Source organism: Roseivirga spongicola (assembly GCF_001592965.1).
Lineage (GTDB): Bacteria > Bacteroidota > Bacteroidia > Cytophagales > Cyclobacteriaceae > Roseivirga > Roseivirga spongicola.
The window spans coordinates 834,669-852,817 of record NZ_LRPC01000028.1 but is presented as its reverse complement, the minus strand read 5'-3'; the positions used below and the strand labels follow the sequence as shown (position 1 = coordinate 852,817).

17 protein-coding genes are annotated in these 18,149 nt (G+C 40.6%); 3 read left to right on the top strand and 14 right to left on the bottom strand.

The window, feature by feature from the left end:
* Positions 1 to 47 precede the first annotated feature (47 nt).
* The 4 genes from AWW68_RS15555 to AWW68_RS15540 all read right to left on the bottom strand — a co-directional run bounded on the left by AWW68_RS15555 (position 48) and on the right by AWW68_RS15540 (position 3,581).
* Complete coding sequence (locus AWW68_RS15555) at positions 48 to 629, bottom strand: Crp/Fnr family transcriptional regulator (RefSeq protein ID WP_068222935.1); 582 nt, start codon at positions 627 to 629, stop codon at positions 48 to 50.
* A gap of 381 nt (positions 630 to 1,010) precedes the next feature.
* A complete protein-coding gene (locus AWW68_RS20320; RefSeq protein WP_245660253.1) occupies positions 1,011 to 1,232 on the bottom strand; it encodes a hypothetical protein in 222 nt (73 codons plus the stop codon).
* 332 nt (positions 1,233 to 1,564) lie between these two features.
* On the bottom strand, positions 1,565 to 2,992 hold the full coding sequence (locus AWW68_RS15545) for a flotillin family protein (RefSeq protein ID WP_068222933.1): 1,428 nt from the start codon (positions 2,990 to 2,992) through the stop codon (positions 1,565 to 1,567).
* A gap of 10 nt (positions 2,993 to 3,002) precedes the next feature.
* Positions 3,003 to 3,581 carry a hypothetical protein gene (locus AWW68_RS15540; protein ID WP_068222930.1) on the bottom strand — a complete coding sequence of 193 codons (579 nt, stop codon included), beginning with the start codon at positions 3,579 to 3,581 and terminating at the stop codon, positions 3,003 to 3,005.
* Positions 3,582 to 3,840: 259 nt separating this feature from the next.
* Here AWW68_RS15540 and AWW68_RS15535 point away from each other — a divergent pair, with 259 nt between their 5' ends.
* Both AWW68_RS15535 and AWW68_RS15530 read left to right on the top strand, forming a co-directional pair.
* A complete protein-coding gene (locus AWW68_RS15535) occupies positions 3,841 to 4,296 on the top strand; it encodes a (2Fe-2S)-binding protein (protein ID WP_068222927.1) in 456 nt (151 codons plus the stop codon).
* 11 nt (positions 4,297 to 4,307) lie between these two features.
* Complete coding sequence (locus AWW68_RS15530) at positions 4,308 to 6,512, top strand: xanthine dehydrogenase family protein molybdopterin-binding subunit (protein WP_068222926.1); 2,205 nt, start codon at positions 4,308 to 4,310, stop codon at positions 6,510 to 6,512.
* Positions 6,513 to 6,676: 164 nt separating this feature from the next.
* On the opposite strand, the gene AWW68_RS15525 is transcribed toward AWW68_RS15530, so the two are convergent.
* From AWW68_RS15525 to AWW68_RS15480, 9 genes are all read right to left on the bottom strand, one after another.
* Positions 6,677 to 7,090, bottom strand: coding sequence for a response regulator (locus AWW68_RS15525; RefSeq protein WP_068222922.1), 414 nt, complete (start codon positions 7,088 to 7,090; stop codon positions 6,677 to 6,679).
* A gap of 4 nt (positions 7,091 to 7,094) precedes the next feature.
* Positions 7,095 to 9,053, bottom strand: coding sequence for a PAS domain-containing sensor histidine kinase (locus AWW68_RS15520; RefSeq protein WP_068222920.1), 1,959 nt, complete (start codon positions 9,051 to 9,053; stop codon positions 7,095 to 7,097).
* Positions 9,054 to 10,128: 1,075 nt separating this feature from the next.
* Positions 10,129 to 10,761, bottom strand: coding sequence for an NAD(P)H-dependent oxidoreductase (locus tag AWW68_RS15510; RefSeq protein ID WP_068222911.1), 633 nt, complete (start codon positions 10,759 to 10,761; stop codon positions 10,129 to 10,131).
* Between the two features lie 7 nt (positions 10,762 to 10,768).
* A complete protein-coding gene (locus AWW68_RS15505; protein WP_068222906.1) occupies positions 10,769 to 11,488 on the bottom strand; it encodes a GNAT family N-acetyltransferase in 720 nt (239 codons plus the stop codon).
* Positions 11,489 to 11,491: 3 nt separating this feature from the next.
* On the bottom strand, positions 11,492 to 11,944 hold the full coding sequence (locus AWW68_RS15500; protein WP_068222904.1) for a DMT family transporter: 453 nt from the start codon (positions 11,942 to 11,944) through the stop codon (positions 11,492 to 11,494).
* A gap of 36 nt (positions 11,945 to 11,980) precedes the next feature.
* Positions 11,981 to 12,955, bottom strand: coding sequence for a cyclase family protein (locus AWW68_RS15495; RefSeq protein WP_068222896.1), 975 nt, complete (start codon positions 12,953 to 12,955; stop codon positions 11,981 to 11,983).
* A 62-nt stretch (positions 12,956 to 13,017) separates the two neighbouring features.
* A complete protein-coding gene (locus AWW68_RS15490) occupies positions 13,018 to 13,605 on the bottom strand; it encodes a Crp/Fnr family transcriptional regulator (RefSeq protein WP_068222893.1) in 588 nt (195 codons plus the stop codon).
* Positions 13,606 to 13,862: 257 nt separating this feature from the next.
* The gene (locus tag AWW68_RS15485; protein WP_157717677.1) at positions 13,863 to 16,139 is read right to left on the bottom strand and encodes a sensor histidine kinase; all 2,277 of its coding nucleotides are present in this window, start codon (positions 16,137 to 16,139) and stop codon (positions 13,863 to 13,865) included.
* Between the two features lie 105 nt (positions 16,140 to 16,244).
* Complete coding sequence (locus AWW68_RS15480) at positions 16,245 to 16,493, bottom strand: DUF7218 family protein (protein ID WP_068222889.1); 249 nt, start codon at positions 16,491 to 16,493, stop codon at positions 16,245 to 16,247.
* A 220-nt stretch (positions 16,494 to 16,713) separates the two neighbouring features.
* Here AWW68_RS15480 and AWW68_RS15475 point away from each other — a divergent pair, with 220 nt between their 5' ends.
* Positions 16,714 to 16,968: a hypothetical protein gene (locus AWW68_RS15475; protein ID WP_068222886.1), complete on the top strand. Its 255-nt coding sequence runs from the start codon at positions 16,714 to 16,716 to the stop codon at positions 16,966 to 16,968.
* Between the two features lie 644 nt (positions 16,969 to 17,612).
* On the opposite strand, the gene AWW68_RS15470 is transcribed toward AWW68_RS15475, so the two are convergent.
* The gene (locus AWW68_RS15470; protein WP_068222884.1) at positions 17,613 to 18,101 is read right to left on the bottom strand and encodes a cupin domain-containing protein; all 489 of its coding nucleotides are present in this window, start codon (positions 18,099 to 18,101) and stop codon (positions 17,613 to 17,615) included.
* Positions 18,102 to 18,149: the final 48 nt, after the last annotated feature.

The following is an 18,149-nucleotide window of genomic DNA, read 5'->3' as shown; positions in this document are numbered from 1 at the left end:
TACAGCACAAAACAGCGAGGAAAGATTAGATATTCCTTTGACGAAAGTCAAAAAGCGCTTGAACTCAACCTTTTTCGAATTCTACTGAGCGATTCTCGACTTATTCCGAGGTAACTAGCAATATGTTGTAAAGGAACGCGCTGTAATATTTCTGGTTGATTATTAATGAGTTGAGAATACCTTTCTCTTGGGGAATATGTGGCGAGCAGTGAGGAATATTTTTGCTCATTTATTGTTAGTCTTTCTAAAATTAGATTACCTAATCTCAGGAAATATTCGGACTCTTTATAGAGCTTAGTTAGTTTTGGTTTTTCAATTAGAAGGACGCTACTAGATTCAATGGCCTGAATATTTTTCTTTGATGGGGTGTCAAAAGTTAAGCTTTCAATCTCTCTTAAGAACTCTCTCTCAAAGTGAAAGGACGTGTTAACCTCTCGGCTATCAAAAGTGTGGAAAGTTCTTAGTGCTCCTCGAGATAAGAAATAAATGCCTTTACAGAATTGTCCTTCTCTCAACAGGAACTCAGATTTCTCAACTTCAATATTAGTTACAATACCTTCAAAGATTTGCCACTCCTTTTGGGGTACTTTAATAATCTGGTCAAATACTAATCTTAAATCTTCATACATAAATGATCAGGCTTGTTTTGTTTAAGATGTGATGAATTCCCTTCTACTCATCTTGAACTCTAATATCTTCAAGTTAATGGAGAGGTTAAGCGAAATTTTTGGATTTTGGAGTGAGCATTATCTTAATTAGGAAAGATTGGTATTAGGATTAAACTAGTTAATACTCACATTTTTTTGAAAAGGTGATTCATTCTTCTTCCGTTATATATCTATAAACACTATTTTCAACTTCTATGTATTGGTCATATTTCTTAGTATTCGGGTAGTCTTCTTTTGTATATAAGGCAATGGCTTCCGGTTGTCTTTTTCCCGTTTACAGAACCGATTTAGAATAGCCGAGTTCCGCAGCCCATTTTTCCAACTCTGATAGTATCGCTCCAGCTACACCTTTACCTCTTTCAGTTTCCAACACTTACATGCGTTTAACCTCAACAGAGATATCCTTTTTAAAGGTTTGAAAGTATCGCAACTGAAAGGTCTTCCGTTTTCATAAGCAAATTCATAGTCTTTTAGCATGTCAATCTTATTGAACTGTGTATAGTATTCTGTTTCAGCTTCAACTCGTTGGGCTAAGTCAGCATCTAGTAATTCAACTAATGCCATAAAGTCTGGGTTTGAAGAGTCTGTTTTAAGAACGTCCACAGATTCAAGAGTTATTGTCTTTGGAAGTCCTAAACTCGATCACGATGACATTGGCTGCTTGTATATCATTGACGTTTAACTGAACCTTCACTGTACTAGCTGGAACTCATGCATGTGCACGTGCGCCTATGATTTAGTCTTTCAAAACCAAATTAAGACCTTCTGCTTCTAGCATCTGTTTGGCCATCTGACACTCTAATAATGAGCATTCATATATTGTTGTGAGTTGATGAATATTAAGTTCATAAAAAAAGCCCGACTTCTTAGCCGGGCTTTTGGTTTATGATTCGAACTTATTTGTTGTCTGTGTCAGAATTTTCATCCTTTACATCTTCAGCCATTTGCTGAATTTCTTCAGAAGACTTTCCTTTTAAATAGCTAGGCAATTCCATACCAGCCATGTTGAACATTTCCTGAAGAGGAGGTACCGATTTGTAAAGCCCAGAAATGAAGTTGGCAGTAGAGGTTTTTTCCTCAGGACCATTTCCGCCATTATCCCAAACCGTAACTTTATCGATTTTGATATTTTTGATCGCTTCTGTCTGTAGTTTCACTAGCTCAGGTAATTTATCTGCTACTAATAGGAGTACTGCATTTTTAGAGTCGTTGCCAGCAGCCTTCACAATCTGCTCAAGACCTTGAGCCTGCTTAGTCAATACCTCATAGATACCCTTCGCTTCAGCTTGTTTCATATAAAGAATCGCGTCTGCTTCACCTTTCGCTTTTCTCCTGATCATCTCAGCTTCAGCTTCAGCAGCAATTTCAACTCTTTGCTTGTCGATCTCTGCAGGAACAACAATATCTGCTGTTTGGCTAGACTTATCTCTTTGAGCACGAGCTATTTCAGCTTCTTTCTCTGCGGCATATGCTTCTTCCAAAGCTTTTGCCGACTGAACCTTTTCTGCAGCAGTTGATAATCTTTTTGCTTCAGCTTCTTTTTCAATCCTCGAAGCATCAGACTGCGCTACTTTTACCTTCGCTAAGTTCTCACCTTCAACAGCTTTTGCATTGGCCGCAGCCACGTGAGTTCTCTGATCTTGCAAAGCATTCGCTTGACCAATCTGACCATCTCTGTCTTTTTCAGCAACGCTTTTGATAGCATCGTTTATGGCCTTTGCAGCTGCTTCTTTACCAAGCGCCTCAATGTAGCCCGACTCATCCTTTATATCAGTCACGTTTACGTTGATCAACTTCAGACCGATCTTCTTCAATTCAGCCTCAACATTAGAAGCTACGTTAGCCAAGAACTTATCTCGGTTATTGTTGATCTCTTCAATGTCCATAGTGGCAACTACCAAACGCAACTGACCGAAGATGATGTCTTTCGCTAAGTCATGGATGTTCTGCTGAGACAGGCCTAATAGCCTTTCAGCAGCGTTAGTCATAATTCCTTCTTCTGTAGAGATACCCACGGTAAATCGAGAAGGAACATCTACACGAATGTTCTGACGGCTCAACGCATTAGTTAGGTTCACCTCGATAGAAATAGGGGTAAGGTCCAAAAAGGAATAGTCCTGAATGATTGGCCAGATGAAAGCGGCCCCACCGTGAATACACTTGGCAGATCGGCCTACATCGGTTCCGGTATGAGAGCCTACTTTACCGTAAACCACCAAAATTCTATCGGATGGACACCTTTTGTATCGCCTGAAGATGCCAATGAGCATCACAAAGACGAAGATTACCGCAACGGCAATAATTATAATAAAAGATTCACTCATATGTGTTGGTTTAATTTTTCGAAACTAAAAGTATGTTGTCGTTGATCACGTCTTTCACATTTACCACCGAACCAGTTGGTAAATCTTCTTCGTCATCGGTTATGGCTTCTAGCTCTCTTAAAGAGCCCTGAACCTTCACTAGCACCTTACCAATGTTAGATCTGTTACCGTGAATTCTCATGTACACCTCAGCAATAGCTCCCTTGGCATTGTTAATATCCATGGTGCCACTATCGGTCAGTTTGCTGAAGAAATAGAAGAGACTGGCCATTAAGGTCATCATAATTAGCCCACTAATTGTAGATATAATTAGTGTGGTAGCCGTGCTGTAATCAGAGTCTAAAGCGGCTATGCCAGACCAAGAGAAGATGGTGAAAAAGCCTATGAAATTTTTTAGGGTGAAGAACTGAAAACCTACACCGGAGTCGCTTTCGACATCAAAGTCAGCATCTCCATCAATTTCCATTTCACCTCCAATAAAAGTAAGTACCATTTGAATTAAAAAAATCAAACTAAAGGGGATGGCAATGCCCCAATAAATCTGGCGGATTGTATCCAGTGAGTTCCACCACTCTGAAAGGTTAGACATGGATTAAAAATTTAGTTGATTGAAAATATGCTTTTTTATCTTCCAATTCTAATGAAATGAAGGCATGGGTGAAAAATGGATGGCGAGTGGACGAAAGGCATGCTGATCTTCACCTTCCTTTTAGCTGTATTAATCATGGACTTATCTGAATTGAGTCTAAATTCGTCTAAAATAGGTGCTGGTTGATGTAGAGTAAATTAGGTTGATTGATTTTATTACTAACTTATACCGATAACGGTAAGCGTATAAAATCAGCACTATGGCAAGTTTTACACTGAATATTAATGGGAAAGACAAGCAGGTGGATGTCGACCCGAGTACTCCACTTTTGTGGGTGCTAAGAGACCACCTAGATATGGTAGGAACTAAATATGGCTGTGGTATTGCTCAATGTGGTGCCTGTACAGTTCATTTAAATGGAAGTGCAGTTCGTGCATGTTCGCTTCCGGTTTCTGCAGTTACTTCACAAAAAATAACCACTATTGAAGGGCTTTCGGAAAAAGGAGATCACCCAGTTCAGAAGGCGTGGTTAGATATAGATGTGCCTCAGTGTGGTTATTGCCAGGCTGGCCAGATGATGAGCGCAGCGGCTTTGCTCAACAGCAACCCTAACCCAACTGATGAAGATATTGATGCAGCAATGAGCGGCAATATTTGCCGCTGCGGTACCTATGTGCGAATTAGAAAGGCAATCAAAGCAGCTTCACAACTTTAAACCACTGAATCATGACTATAATTAAAACGAAAGTAGGAAGAAGATCCTTTCTGAAAACCTCTGCTGCCGCAGGAGGAGGAATGCTCATAGGGTTCAATTGGTTAACAAGCTGCTCGGCCATTTCTAAAGAGTCCGAAACGGTGGCTTATCCAAATGAGTGGTTCGAAATAAACGGCTACATCAAAATTGGAGATACTGGAATGGTCACAATCTACTCTCCAAACCCAGAGATTGGCCAAAATGTAATGACTTCTATGCCAATGATTGTGGCAGAAGAGTTAGATGCTCCTTGGAAAAACGTAGTGGTTGAACAAGGTGCCTTAGATTCAGATGCTTTTAAAAATCCTCAGTTTGCTGGGGGGAGCTTATCTATTATGATGGCTTGGAATGCCTTGCGTATGGCTGGTGCTGCGGGTAAACGTATGCTCATGGAAGCAGCTGCAAAAGAATGGGGCGTAGGTCTTGACGAACTTACTGCTAGCGAAGGAGTAATCACAGAGAAAGACGGAAGCAGGTCTATTGGGTATGGTGAAATAGCCTCCAAAGCTGTTGGAATCGAAGTTCCAGAAGAACTAGAGCTAAAAGACCCTAAAGACTACAAGCTTATTGGTACGGCTCAGAAGAATGTAGAAGGTCCTAAAATTGTAACAGGAAAGCCTCTTTTTGGACTAGATTTCAAACGCGAGGGAATGAAGTTGGCTATGATCCAGCACCCACCAGCATTTGGTATGCAACCGAAAGACTTCAATGTAGATGAAATAAAGGCTATGCCAGGTGTGTCTGATGCATTTATTGTAGATACTACTTTGGAGAAACCACAATGGTCAGATGTAAATGCCTTCAACAAATTGATAGCAATAGTTGGAGACTCAACTTGGCAGTTAATGCAGGCAAAGAAAGCACTGAAGGTAGATTGGGAGAAGGTAAGTGAACCAGAGAACTCTGAAATGCATGAGAAGAAACTGATTGCTGACCTAGAAAAGGGTAGAGTTGGTGGAAGCCGAAAAGACGGTGATTTTAATGCTGCTTTTGCTAAGGCTGCTAAAGTAATAGAGAGAACATATACTTCTCCATTTATGGCTCATAACACATTGGAGCCTCAGAACTTTTTTGCTCATGTAACTGATACATCGGCTGAGCTTGTAGGCCCGAGTCAGACACCTCAAGCCTTAAAAGATTCAGTTGTACAGTTATTAGGGATTCCTGCAGAAAATGTAACAGTAGATATGACTCGTATGGGTGGAGGTTTCGGTAGAAGACTTTATAACCACACGGGAATTGAAGCAGCAGCAATTTCAAAACAAGCTGGCGCACCAATCAAACTTATTTACACACGTGAGGACGATATGACCCAAGGAACATATCGACCTACTTATAGATCGGTTTATAAAGCCGGTTTGGATGAGGATAATAACCTCATAGCTTTCTCAGCAAGAGGAGTTGGCTTGCCAGAAGGTCCTATTTTCCCTAATAGATTCCCTGCTGGAGCTGTAGATAACTATTCGGCAGAATCGGTTATGTCTAGCACAAATATTTCTACTGGAGCATGGCGAGCTCCAAGGTCGCACTTCACTGCTGGGGCAGAGCAAAGCTTTTTAGATGAGGTTGCAGAAGCAGCTGGTAAAGACCCAATTGATTTCAGGTTGGAGTTATTCGATAAGGCAATGAATAACCCGGTAGGAGAGAAATACGAGTACGATGCCGAACGTTACGCTGGCGTGCTTAAACTAGTAAAGGAAAAAGCAAACTGGGGCACTGAACAAGATGGTGTTTATAGAGGTGTTGCTGCTTACTTCTGCCATAACTCTTATGTGGCTCAGGTAATGGATGTAGTAATGGAAAACAACCAGCCGAAAGTGAAAAAGGTATGGTGTGCTGTAGATTGCGGTATTCTAATTAACAAAGAAGGAGCAGAGAACATAATTCAAGGCGGAGTGGTAGATGGCATAGGACATGCATTGTATAGCCAACTCACTTTTGAAAATGGTTCACCTATGCAAAGCAATTTCGATTCTTATAAACTAATTCGGAACAATCAGGCACCAAGAGAAATTGAAGTACACTTTGTAGATAATGACATTTCGCCAACGGGGCTTGGAGAACCTGGATTACCACCTGCTATTGGAGCATTGGCTAGTGCGCTTTACAAAGCAACCGGTACAAGGTTGTATAATCAACCGTATGCAAGTAACGAGATGTCTTTGAACTTGGGTTAGAACGAGAAATAGTAATAGATAAAAGAGGCTATCTCAAAAGCTACTATTTTCGTCATTCGCAGCTTGACTGGGAATCTCTTCCGGCCAATGAAGTCCGCCTAGGAGATTCCCGATCGGAGTCGGGAATGACAGTTAACTTTTGAGATAGCCTCTTTTTTTGTGTCTTACTTAGACTCCCAATAGCTTTCAATAAGCTCTTGCATTTTATCTATCGTCAGTGGTTTAGACTTGAAGTCTTTTATGTGGGGGTTAGCTTCTGCCTTTTTAAAATCGTCTTGATTTACCGAGGTGGTAAGCATAACTACAATTACATCGCCTTTTTGCTCCTCACTTAGTTGATCATATAATTCTAAAAACTCCCATCCATCTACCAATGGCATATTAATATCTAAAAATATAAGATGAGGTTGGGGATGATTACCCTCCTCGTCTTTTGAGGTTAAAAACTCTATGGCCTCTTGTCCGTTCAGAGCCACATCTATGCTTTTGCAACAACCCAGTTTTTTGAGATTATACTGGTTGTAAAGGTTTGTGGCTTTATCATCGTCCACCAAAAGTACCTTTAGATCCGCTTTCATTTTGTTAAAATTGTTTTTTCGGGAGTGTGAAGAAAAAACTGGAGCCCTCATTGGGTTTAGATTCTACCCACAACTCGCCACCGTGCAGCGATATGATTTTCATGCAGTGAGCTAGCCCAATTCCGGTTCCTTCAAACTCCTCTTTCTTATTTAGGCGCTGAAAAATAAGAAATATTTTCTGCTGATGTTCTTCTTTTATACCGATGCCATTATCCTTTATTTGAAATTGCCAAAACAGTCCTTTTTCCACTGCACTAATACTAATTTGAGGAGGGGTATCTGGTTTACGAAACTTTATAGCATTGCTTAATAAGTTCTGAAAAAGCAGTCTGATTTCTACTGGATAAATATCCAATGAAGGAAGTTTAGATTTCTCTATATCAGCATCGTGATCATTAATAGACTGGCCAATGTCAGATAGCACATCTGTAACTAACTTATTCAAGTCTGTATGCTCTAGCTCCTTCTGATTGCCCAATCTGGCGTAGTCCATTAAACCTTTTACCAAGTCAGACATACGATTGGCAGATGAGTCTACTAGGTCCATGAATACTGTAGTTTGTTCGTCAAGCTTATCATTTAGCTCCAGTTTAAGCAGCTCTAACATACTTCTTATCGATCTCAAAGGCTCTTGAAGATCATGTGAGGCAATATAGAGGAACTGCTCTAGCTCTTTATTTTTCTGTCTGAGCTTCTGCATAAACTGTATGTCTTTTAATATTTCATTTTGCTTACGCAAAGAAATATCTTGCTCAACCATAAAGTACTTGGTTGGGCTTCCCGGAGGCTTATCTTCAACCACAGAGCTATGAACCCAGAGCTTCCCGCTTTTGGCTTTTCTTTCTACCTCACCAACCCATAAACCATCGGCACTTAAGTTGTTTAAAATGGTTTCAGTAATTTCTTCATTTAGCTCCAAAAGACTGGTGTATGGCTTACCCACTACTTCATCTTTTGTATATCCAGTGAGTAGTTCAAAGTTTTCGTTAATGTCGGTTATAGCTCCTTGGCTATCTAACTCAGATACAATAGATGTTTTATCTATTGCTTTCTTAAAACTACCCAAGGTATGGATAGAAGATTTAAGATTTTGCTGAAGCGATGTTTCCTTTTTAGCCGATTTATTCAAGCCAATGGCCATAATGGAGATATAAACAATGCTTAAAATGATGAGTGAGATGGTATTTACAATAACCCAAAGACTACTAGGAATGTCTACAGTAGATTGTACCGATAGGTAAAAGAACAAATAGCTGAGAGCTAGAGGAACGGTAATAGTAAAAGGCAGCAACCTTCTAGTAATTCGGCTTCCAGGCAAAGGGCCGGTTATTAGTGCAGCAAATCCAGTGGCAGAAGTCTGAAAGAAAAGCCCTAAACCCATTAAACCAAAAAGTGCCGAGGTATGAATAGCCATAGAGCTAAAAAGCTCCGTCTTTTGCTCAGCAGGTATATTTAGAATATAGGTAACTATAGAAATGAAGGCTGTAACAATTACTAAAAGCCAAATGAATTGTGAGGCCATAAGACTTTTAACTCTATTACGGTTAAAAACCAATACGCCTACACCAATAAGTAAAAAGCAGCTGGCCGTAGCTGGCGACATCCGGTTTCTTACTACCGAAGAAAAAGCATCTTCTACTAAAAGGCTGTCAATACCCAAAGAGATATCGAAAATGTACTCTAAAAGAGTCAGAAGAGCCAGTACCGATAGCAGCACGGCCAAAGATTTTACTAGAGTTTTTAAAAATGCTCCTTTCTTGGTGAATAGAAAACCAATAGATCCGACTATCAAGAAACCTAAAGCAGTATTTGCTTTCATGGTTGCTGCGTCTGGAATAAGGCTGAGCACTGGCTCGTAGCTCAAAATCCAGCCTATCAACACCACTGCAGCCACTATCAATGTGAAGATTGAACCGAAGTTTAAGATGATATTCTGAACGGATCTCTTTGGTGTGTATATCATAGATTGATGTAATTATACTAAGCTAGCCAAAATACTTTAAGCAAACAGGAAATTAGCCTAAGGCTTTTTAAATGGTTGATTATCTCAATTTAGTGGAGGTGATGGTCTCCTCAAATTGAATGCGTTGTTCTAACCTTGAAACTTCCTTTTTGTGTGGTGGAAAAACGAATTCTATTTTGTTGAATTATCGACTGAACGAATTAGAGGGGCATCCCCATCAGAGTCTCGCGCGGTGGACTCTGATGATACTTAAGGAAGCTCAGAGTCCCTTTCAGGAGACTCTAAGCGAGGAGCTATGTGCGATAAAGCCTCTCTATATAGAGACTGGTTTCTTACTTTCACATTTATGTAAGGCTGCCAGGCTTTACTTATTGCTTATGCAGTGATGTCACCTGGGTTTTGGTGACAACACCAAAACCGGCTAAGATACTAAGTCGAAGCGAGACGATTCAACTAGGGCGGAGGTGGGCAAGTTCAACTAAGGCGCGTTTCACTGGTCAGACCACTCCAAGTGGTCAGACCAGTTGATTCCATCTCCATCAGAGTCCACTATGTGAGACTCTGATGGTGTTTGAAACTGCTCGGAGTCCCTTTCTGGAGACATCTAATCGAGGTGCTATACGAGGTTTGAGTAGTAGCAGGGGGCTCTACCTGAAGGCTGGCTTCCTACTTTCACTATTGTAAGGCTGCTAGTTTTGTTCAAGCCCTTTTTAATCCCGAGGAATCGAGGGATCGTCCAAGCTTTATTTATTGCTTATGCAGTGTTGTCACTCGCAAGCTGGATTCTGGTAACAACGCTCAAATAGTTAGAGCATTAAATCGAAGCGAGACGCTTCAACTAGGGCTGAAGCTAACAAGTTCAACTGTGGCGAGTTTCACTGGTCAGACCACTCCACGTGGTCAGACCAGTTGATTCCCATCCCCATCAGAGTCCCTTACAGGAGATGTCTGAGTGTAGAAAAGCCTCTCTTTTTATAAAGGCTGGCAGCCCTATCTTCAATATGTAAAAAGGACTGCCAGCCTTAGACTTATTAGGTTCAAAATCAGGAAGGAGTTAAAAAAGAGCCTGCACTACCTAGTACACGAGCTCAAACAATTGCTCCTTATCCTTGCGGACCTTTTTCCTGAATTGAGCCTCATCATTGTCTGACCGATAGCCGACTGTTGCAATCAGCGAAGCGTTGAGCCCCTGCTTGTTCAAGCCAAGAATTCTATTGTAAGCATCGTTAAGAAAGCCTTCCATGGGACAGGCATCGATCTTAAGTTCTGCACAGGCTGCCAATAAATTACTGAGTGCTAAGTAGGTCTGCTTTTCAGCCCAAACTTGGTTTTGTTTGGTGCCGTTGTTGTTCAATTGCGACTTGATAAATTCACCGTAGGGGCTAATTTGTTTCTTATCAACACCCTGAGCTTCCACAATGAGCTGCACGTAATCATCCACATGATCGTTGAAATCTTGCGTGAAATTGCAGAAGACTAATAAGTGAGAGGCATCTGTGATTTGAGGTTGATTCCAACTCGCCTCCCTTAAGGCCATTCTGATTTCCTTGTTCTCAACTATCAGTACTTTGTACAGTTGCAAACCATAGGCAGAAGGAGAGAGCCTCACTGCTTCTTTTAATACCTCCAATTCTTCGGAGCTTACTTTTTTTGCTGGGTCGAACGCCTTGGTAGCGTATCTCCAGTTTAGGTTATCGATTAAATTCATGCTTATTCTAAATGTTATACTTGTAGGTTTTGAGTGTGAATTGCTGAGTAAAGCCAGTTTTGAGATAGAGTGCTTCTCCCATACTGGAAGCTTGTAGTATGGCCCATTGAGCACCGCTTGCTTTACCAAGACGGAGTACTGAGTGCAGCAACCTTTCGGCATACCCTTGTCTTCTCATGTCTGGGATGATACCCATAGAATGAATGCCTGCGATCTCTGGCTTATGATGGAATAAGACCGCTGTGCCCACTGGCTGTCCATGGTCTCTGGCGATAAAATATTGCACCCGATCCATTGTTTTTAGCACCGTAGCACTATCTATTCTATAGCCGAATGCCTGTTGAAAAAGATCTGACCACATAGCTGCGCTTAGGTCATCCCCAACGGTAAGTAGCTCTATGGGCTGACCTTGTCTTTCCCAGTTTCTCAGGGTCATTGACATGCCCTGAAGCTCCGATTTCAGTTTGTAACCTTCGGCTTCCAGTTGGTTCATTTCCATGAGTTCATCCCAAAGTGAAATGCTTAAGTCGTGCTGCTTGGCTTTTGTTATGGCCTCTTTGAAGGTAGTAGAGTCAATATCAGCGGTCAGCCAAAGCCTGTTGGGCCAGCTTGACTGTGGTATATAACTAAAGGAGTAGCCGGAGTTCTGTTCGAAAACTCCACAACGGTTTCCGGCCAATTGCCAGAGGCTGGTCAGGTTATCTATATTTTCTTGAATGAGATTCATTGACTATTTGTGATGGTTGATAAGAATTATTCCGATTATCATGGCTGCTATGCCAAGCAAACGCCTGAGCGAAATGGGTTCGACCTCAAGACCAAACCATCCGAAGTGCCCTGCTATCACCGAAATGAGCATTTGGCCAGTTAGGCCCAATGAAATCATACTACTAATGCCCAACTTGGGAATGGTGTAATAGTAGAGGCATATACCTAAAAAGCTGAATATGGCTCCGGCAAACCACAGGTAGGGCGGTATCAGTTGAACTTCCTGCCAATCTGGTAGTTTCTTCAGACTCAGCGCGATGACCAGGCCTGCCAAAATAGAGCTGATAACAAAGCTGATCAGTGCTGCTAAGAAGGGGCTTTTTAACTGAGTACTCAGCTGGGAGTTGAAGCCTCCTTGAATGGCTAAAAGTATTCCTCCTAAAAGGGCAAGTGATACTAAACTGGCATTACTCATAAGGCAATGGTTTGATTGTGCTTAGTACTGTTTATATTATTTTAATTTATTGACAGGCAGTGCAATAGGTCGCATTGGCGCACCACTAGCACCTCTCAGTTTGAGTGATGAGGCAATGAAGGCGAATTCGAATACCCGATCTTCAGCCAGTGGCTCCAGATTCATTTGTTCAATGAACATCATGCCTTTTTCTGCCAGCAGATAGGTATGTACGGGTACCCAGTTATCGGCTCTTTCAGGAGGAAAGGCTTCCAAGCTCAGGTTATCGGCACCGAGCAACATTATTTGCTGATCTTCTACCAGCCACTTAACCGCATCTAAACTGATACCCGGATAGTTGTCCAGATATTCGGAAGCCTGTTGGTAATATTGTGCCTGGCCAGTTCTGATAAGTACCACATCACCAGGCTGGAGCGCAAGGTGCTGCTTTTTCAAGGCTTCTTTAATATCCTCTGCCGTAATGCGATAGTTGGGTAAAAGCCTTTCACCCTTAGCACTTCTGATATCTATAAGCACCCCTCTGGCAATAATAATGGGGATGGTTTCCGCTCCGGTTTTCTTCCATCCTTTGTCACCCAGGTGTTCCTCAGGGCTATATCCATTCCATATTTTACCATTCAGTCCGAAATGATTGAGAGCGTCAATATGAGTGCCCATGTGGGTGTACATAGAAATGGCATCACCCGTGTAGGAAACCTTTCGGTTCATGGCCTCGCCCATTCCGTTTGGGTTGTCAACTATGGTACCGTTGGGGGTATGGGTGAGCCAATATTGGTAAGGCGGATCGCCAAGGGCGTGAAAGCTGGGCATTCCTACGAAATACTCCACGCTCAAATCATAAGACTTGCCGCTGGCAATTCTAGATAGAATCTGAAGTTTGGAAGCCTCGGTCATCATATTGAGGGTGCCAATCTCATCATTGGGTCCCCAAGGGCTAATTCCTACTACTTCCTGTGCTTCAACCTTAGCAAAAAGAAGGAGTAGCAGTAAAATGGATTTGTACTTTTTCATTGGTGTTAAAGTTTGATAGGTACAAACTTCAGCACATCTGAAAGCCCAAAAATTAAGGTATCTTAAGAAAGCTTGCTTTTAGAAATTTTCTTTCGAATCGCACTAAGGTGTTCGGGTGTTACGCCAAGGTAGGAGGCTATCATATATTGAGGAATGCTCTGTTCCATATCTCTATATTGAGAAATAAAACGGGCATAACGTTCTTCTGCCGACTCTCTCATGAGGTTCATGGTACGCTCTTGGAGAGCGATATAAGCATTCTGTATTTTTATTCTCCAGAACCGGTCCAGTGAAGGAATTTGATTGAAGAGTTGGTCTAGCACGTTTTTATGCACCTGAAGAACAGTGCTATTGGTAATGGCTTGAATAAAGTAGGAAGAGGGCTGACCCGTGAGGTAACCATATAGATCGTTGACCCACCAGCCATTGACTCCAAACTGAAGAATACCTTCATTTCCGTCATTATCTAAGCTGAATACTTTTAAGCAACCACTCGAAATAAAGCGCATATAATGCGATGAATCGCCCTTTTTTAGGAGGTACTCCTTCTTCTTCAATTGCTTTTCCTTAAATGCAGAAGAGATTATTTCAGCCTCTTCATCGCTTAGGGAAACCAATTGGCGCATATGGTCGATCAAAACTTCCTGCATAGCCAGTTGAAATTACAAAAGTTGAGTGAATGCACCACTGCAAGTTAGTTCCTACCCCCATCCGGGTGCTCAAGCTCTTTCACATCCCGAGGAATCGAGGGATCGGCCAAGCTTTACTTATTGCTCATGAAGTATTGTCTCCCACAAGCTGGATTCTGGTAACAACACCAAAACATTCTAGGGCATTAAGTCGAAGCGAGACGCTTCGACTAGGTTCTATAATATTGTTAAAGTAAAAAGGAATTCAATAGTTAAGCTTAAGCTAACCTAAACCTGATGTGGAAAGTTGTTCCTTGGTTTACCTCGCTAGAGACTTCTACTGTACCTCCCATTGCTTCTATTTGATTTTTAGTAATAAAAAGGCCAACTCCTCTGGCATCTTTGTTTCCGTGGAAAGTCTTATACATGCCAAAGAGTTTCTCGCCATGCTTGGCTAGGTTAATACCCAAGCCATTATCGCTTATGAAAATAGACAGGAAGTCATTTTTAACCTCAGATAAGACTTTAACTTCTGGTGTCCGATCTGGCGATCTATACTTAATGGCGTTATTGATAAAATTGAAGAAAATACTATCTAAGTATGCTGGAATCCCCTGTATTTCTGGCTTTTCCCCAACTAAATTGGTCACTTGGGCATGGGTGTCTAAAATTTGCCCTTTAGAGTTGTTAATGGCCTTGTCTATAAATTCTTTTGGGCTGAGTGGAACGAGGTTTTCTTGAGTGGTTTCGTTCATGGTGACAACCTCAGTCAAATGACCAATAGTCTCATTCAAATTCTTAGCAGCTGATTCTAGAAAGGGGAAGAATTCATTTTCAGTGGATTCCGGAACCTCCATTGTTATAAGCTGGAGAATCATAAATATGTTACTAGAATGCGAACGGAGGTTATGAGAAACAATATGAGCAAAGTTCAATAACCTTTCATTTTGCTCTTGAGTAATATTAAGAATTGATTTTATTTCGTTCTCAACCTCCTTTATCTTGGTCATATCAACCGCCACTCCCAAGAACCCTGTAATATTTCCTTGTTTGTCTTTGATGGAAGTTACGGATAAAAGCACAGGAAATCTGGTGCCATTTTTACGAATGTAAGTCCACTCTCGGGTTTCGAACCTACCCATTCTAGCATAAGCAATAAGAGTTTCCATTGGGGTAAGTGATGCTCCTAATTCCTCGCTGAGCTCAATCTGTCTTTTTTCTACTTCATTAGCATCATGTATGATTTCTAGAGTACATTTCTGAACAACCTCAGCAGACTCATATCCTAGAAGGTTTTCTGCGCCTTTGTTAAAGCTTTGAATAATTCCCTTAGTATCAGTTTCTATAATGCTTACTTGAGTTGTTGCGTCTCTTATGGCCTGAAGTCGGGTAATGGTTTGCTCTAACTCTATTTGAGCATGTTTTCTTTGAGTGATATTATTAATTTGAGATACGAAATGAATGGGTTCTCCATTGTCGTTTTTGACCATAGAAACAGAGAGTAAGCCCCATACTATATTGCCATTTTTATGGAAATAGCGTTTTTCCATTTGGTAGCTTTGTCGCTCTCCATTAACCAATTCGGTTAAAAGCTCTAAGTCTTTTTCCAGATCTTCAGGGTGTGTAATGTCTTGGAAAGTGATTTTTAAAAACTCTTCCTTAGTATATCCAAGCATGTCGCAGACGCTTTTATTAACGTCTAACCATTGCCCTTCTAGGCCCACTAGAGCCATTCCATTGGCCGCGAAATAAAAGGTTTGTCTGAATTCTTCTTCTTTTAAGGCAAGTGCATATAGTTCTTTGTTTCTATCATCTACATCTTGGATGAGGCCATGAACAATTTTTACCTTTTGGTCTTCAGTATATGGTAAACTAATGAGCTTTATCCACTTACCTTTTCCGTCTTTAGTTTTAATCTGGTATTCATGCTCGAAATCGATTAGCTCATTTACATTTCCGTTTAGAAACTCTGAAATGTGGCCGTCATCGTAGCCTTCAGCATTCAATAGATATAAAAAATCTTTTAGAGAAAGGTTTGAACCTTCTGAGACCTGAAGTATACTGCTAGATGTGGCGTCTAACCTAATCACATGATTGCTGATGTCATATTCCCAAGTACCAATTTGGGCTATTTCTCTCAACCCCTTCCTAATGGATGGAGTGGGGGTGTCTTCATATAGTTCACTGCATCCGATTATAGCAAGGGCCAAGGCAGATTCTTCAGGTTTAGATAAGAATAGCTTGCAGCGAACGCTTAAGCCAGATTCTGATTTGATTTTGAGAACAATTTCTTCTTCTTGAATTCCTGCATTGCTTGAACTTGAAATGGTTTTAAGCAGTTTTTCAAGGTCTTCTTCACAAACTATTGAACTGATGTTTTCTGTGTAAGCACTAGACCTAAAGTGGGAAGCTAACTTTGGGTTTATCCAAGTTGAACCAGATTCTATGTCGAAGCACAGGAGGCCTTCTAAGGCATGATTTTGAGTAAACTCAAAGAGGGCTTCATTACTCCGAACTATAGAGTATACTTCTTTCTTTAGGTCAGCCAAATTCAAATCAATTCTCTTTAAATATAGTCAGCAGGTGCATAACTTTTATTATAAAAAATGAATTTGTATGCCCTTGGAGTTTGGTTTTGTTGAAAATCAGTCACTTAGATGTCAGTTGCTTCTTAGTGCTTCAATTAATTCTTCTTTGTTCATTTTAGACCTTCCATCTATACCTACCTCTTGAGCTTTTTTGTATAATTCTTCTTTGGTTCGGTCTTCATATTTAGAAGCTTTACCTCCCTTTGCACCACTGTCTTTTGTATTTGCAATTCTGGCAGCCTTCTCTTTCGACATTCCTTGGTCCCTCAAGGCTTCATATTGCTCATCGTTCTTGATGCTATTTCCATGATCTTTTGACATAATTTTTCTTTAAAGAACAGGAGCGAGATGGTTTTGTTCGTCTGAAACCCTTACTCATCATCAGATTCGTTATTCAAAACCAATATTCAAAGCCTATACAGGCTAGTAAATTTCAGTTAAGCTAGTTTGAATTTCAGTTAAGTAAGAGATTCAGATTTGATGGGCCTTTTCCGAACAATAGGCCCTTGCAGCGCCTTTTATAAGTAAACAAAGAATAATTATGGAAACTATAGATAGAAATACTTTAGAACAGAGATTAGACAATATTTGGAAAGAGAACGAAAATAATTCTCAGAAATCTGAAGAATTAGGTTCTTATGTGGATGTAGAAACAAGAACTATTAGAAATGCTGGAATAGATCGAGGAAGCATGGCCTCGCCAGGCAACTTTAGTACATGGAGAAATACTCCTTCATCAGGTCGTTACTTCATGGAAGGTTATGGCGCTGGAATGACTAGGCTTTTTAGAAGATAATTGTTACAGAGCTGTTGTAACGGAAGGCTTTCACCATTTGGTGAAGGCCTTTTTTAGTAATAATCGACTCATTTGGCCTCATGTTAACGAGTTTGTTTTGAGAGTGACTCTATGGCATCTCGTTATCATTGATCTTTTATCTAATACCTGTTGTTCTGAATATTAAAGATTGAAAGAGGATGGGATAGGGTATAGTGAGAACTCGATTTCCTTACAGACTGAATTTTAAAGCAGATACATGCCTTGGATAAAAAAGGCATGTATTTGAACTATTTACTTACCTGTTTTTTCAATCCATTGAATAATCATTTCAGCTATTCCCTTATTGTTATTGTCCTGAATATAAGCTGTAATACTGGTTAGACCACTTCAGGTGGTCTAACCAGTTGTTTCAAAGTTAGTTTCTTTAAAACAGTCAGCCTTCTTTTTGCTACACATAAAGTGCTCACAGCCTTAGTTAATCGCTATTCCATCCCGAGGAAATGAGAGTGATCTGCCAAACAGTACCATTTGGTTTAGGTTAAAAGGTTTTAATACCTGGAGATTGTTTTAAGGATATGGGTAACACTACCAAAAATAGACTACGGTAAAGAGTTACTCCTATGAAGTTGAATTCTACTAAGTAAACTTGTTTTGAACGAGCTCTATTTTTTGAGCTTTTTAGCTATGGCATCATAATACTCTTGCGTTAGAACTTCAGTCCATGTTGTAGGGGTCTGGCCACCATATAAAGCCAAATAAGTAACATCACTTTCTTTAGTAGAAGAGTGCCAATGTTCCACATCTTTCTGACATTTGATAACATCTCCAACTTTTAGAATAATAGGTTCTTTTCTTCTTTCTTGGTAATACCCCTCTCCAGCAACATAGATTAAAACTTGTGCAGAAGAGTGTTTATGCCAGTCGAGCGTAGAGTTTGCCTTAAAGGTTGCCTTCGTAATATTATAATCAATGTCTCCATCGGCTGTCAGTAGACCGTTCAGCCAAGCTTCACCAATATAGTGTGTGTTAGGTGCTTTTGCTCCTTCTGTTAAATACGATGAAACAGCATACTTCTTTTGTTGGGCGATAATATTAGTGCTGACGATTAGAAGCACCACAACGAGCAGATTTCTTGTTTTTATATAGATCATGATAGGCTATTTAACGCGTGATATCAATTTAATAAGTCTTTTTATTCC

Coding starts and splice junctions, on each gene's coding strand:
- AWW68_RS15530 (WP_068222926.1), top strand. CDS start 4,308: ATGACTATAATTAAAACGAAAGTAGGAAGAAGATCCTTTCTGAAAACC.
- AWW68_RS15500 (WP_068222904.1), bottom strand. CDS start 11,944: ATGAGTAATGCCAGTTTAGTATCACTTGCCCTTTTAGGAGGAATACTT.
- AWW68_RS20320 (WP_245660253.1), bottom strand. CDS start 1,232: ATGGCATTAGTTGAATTACTAGATGCTGACTTAGCCCAACGAGTTGAA.
- AWW68_RS15475 (WP_068222886.1), top strand. CDS start 16,714: ATGGAAACTATAGATAGAAATACTTTAGAACAGAGATTAGACAATATT.
- AWW68_RS15480 (WP_068222889.1), bottom strand. CDS start 16,493: ATGTCAAAAGATCATGGAAATAGCATCAAGAACGATGAGCAATATGAA.
- AWW68_RS15470 (WP_068222884.1), bottom strand. CDS start 18,101: ATGATCTATATAAAAACAAGAAATCTGCTCGTTGTGGTGCTTCTAATC.
- AWW68_RS15540 (WP_068222930.1), bottom strand. CDS start 3,581: ATGTCTAACCTTTCAGAGTGGTGGAACTCACTGGATACAATCCGCCAG.
- AWW68_RS15555 (WP_068222935.1), bottom strand. CDS start 629: ATGTATGAAGATTTAAGATTAGTATTTGACCAGATTATTAAAGTACCC.
- AWW68_RS15535 (WP_068222927.1), top strand. CDS start 3,841: ATGGCAAGTTTTACACTGAATATTAATGGGAAAGACAAGCAGGTGGAT.
- AWW68_RS15525 (WP_068222922.1), bottom strand. CDS start 7,090: ATGAAAGCGGATCTAAAGGTACTTTTGGTGGACGATGATAAAGCCACA.
- AWW68_RS15510 (WP_068222911.1), bottom strand. CDS start 10,761: ATGAATTTAATCGATAACCTAAACTGGAGATACGCTACCAAGGCGTTC.
- AWW68_RS15545 (WP_068222933.1), bottom strand. CDS start 2,992: ATGAGTGAATCTTTTATTATAATTATTGCCGTTGCGGTAATCTTCGTC.
- AWW68_RS15490 (WP_068222893.1), bottom strand. CDS start 13,605: ATGCAGGAAGTTTTGATCGACCATATGCGCCAATTGGTTTCCCTAAGC.
- AWW68_RS15520 (WP_068222920.1), bottom strand. CDS start 9,053: ATGATATACACACCAAAGAGATCCGTTCAGAATATCATCTTAAACTTC.
- AWW68_RS15505 (WP_068222906.1), bottom strand. CDS start 11,488: ATGAATCTCATTCAAGAAAATATAGATAACCTGACCAGCCTCTGGCAA.
- AWW68_RS15495 (WP_068222896.1), bottom strand. CDS start 12,955: ATGAAAAAGTACAAATCCATTTTACTGCTACTCCTTCTTTTTGCTAAG.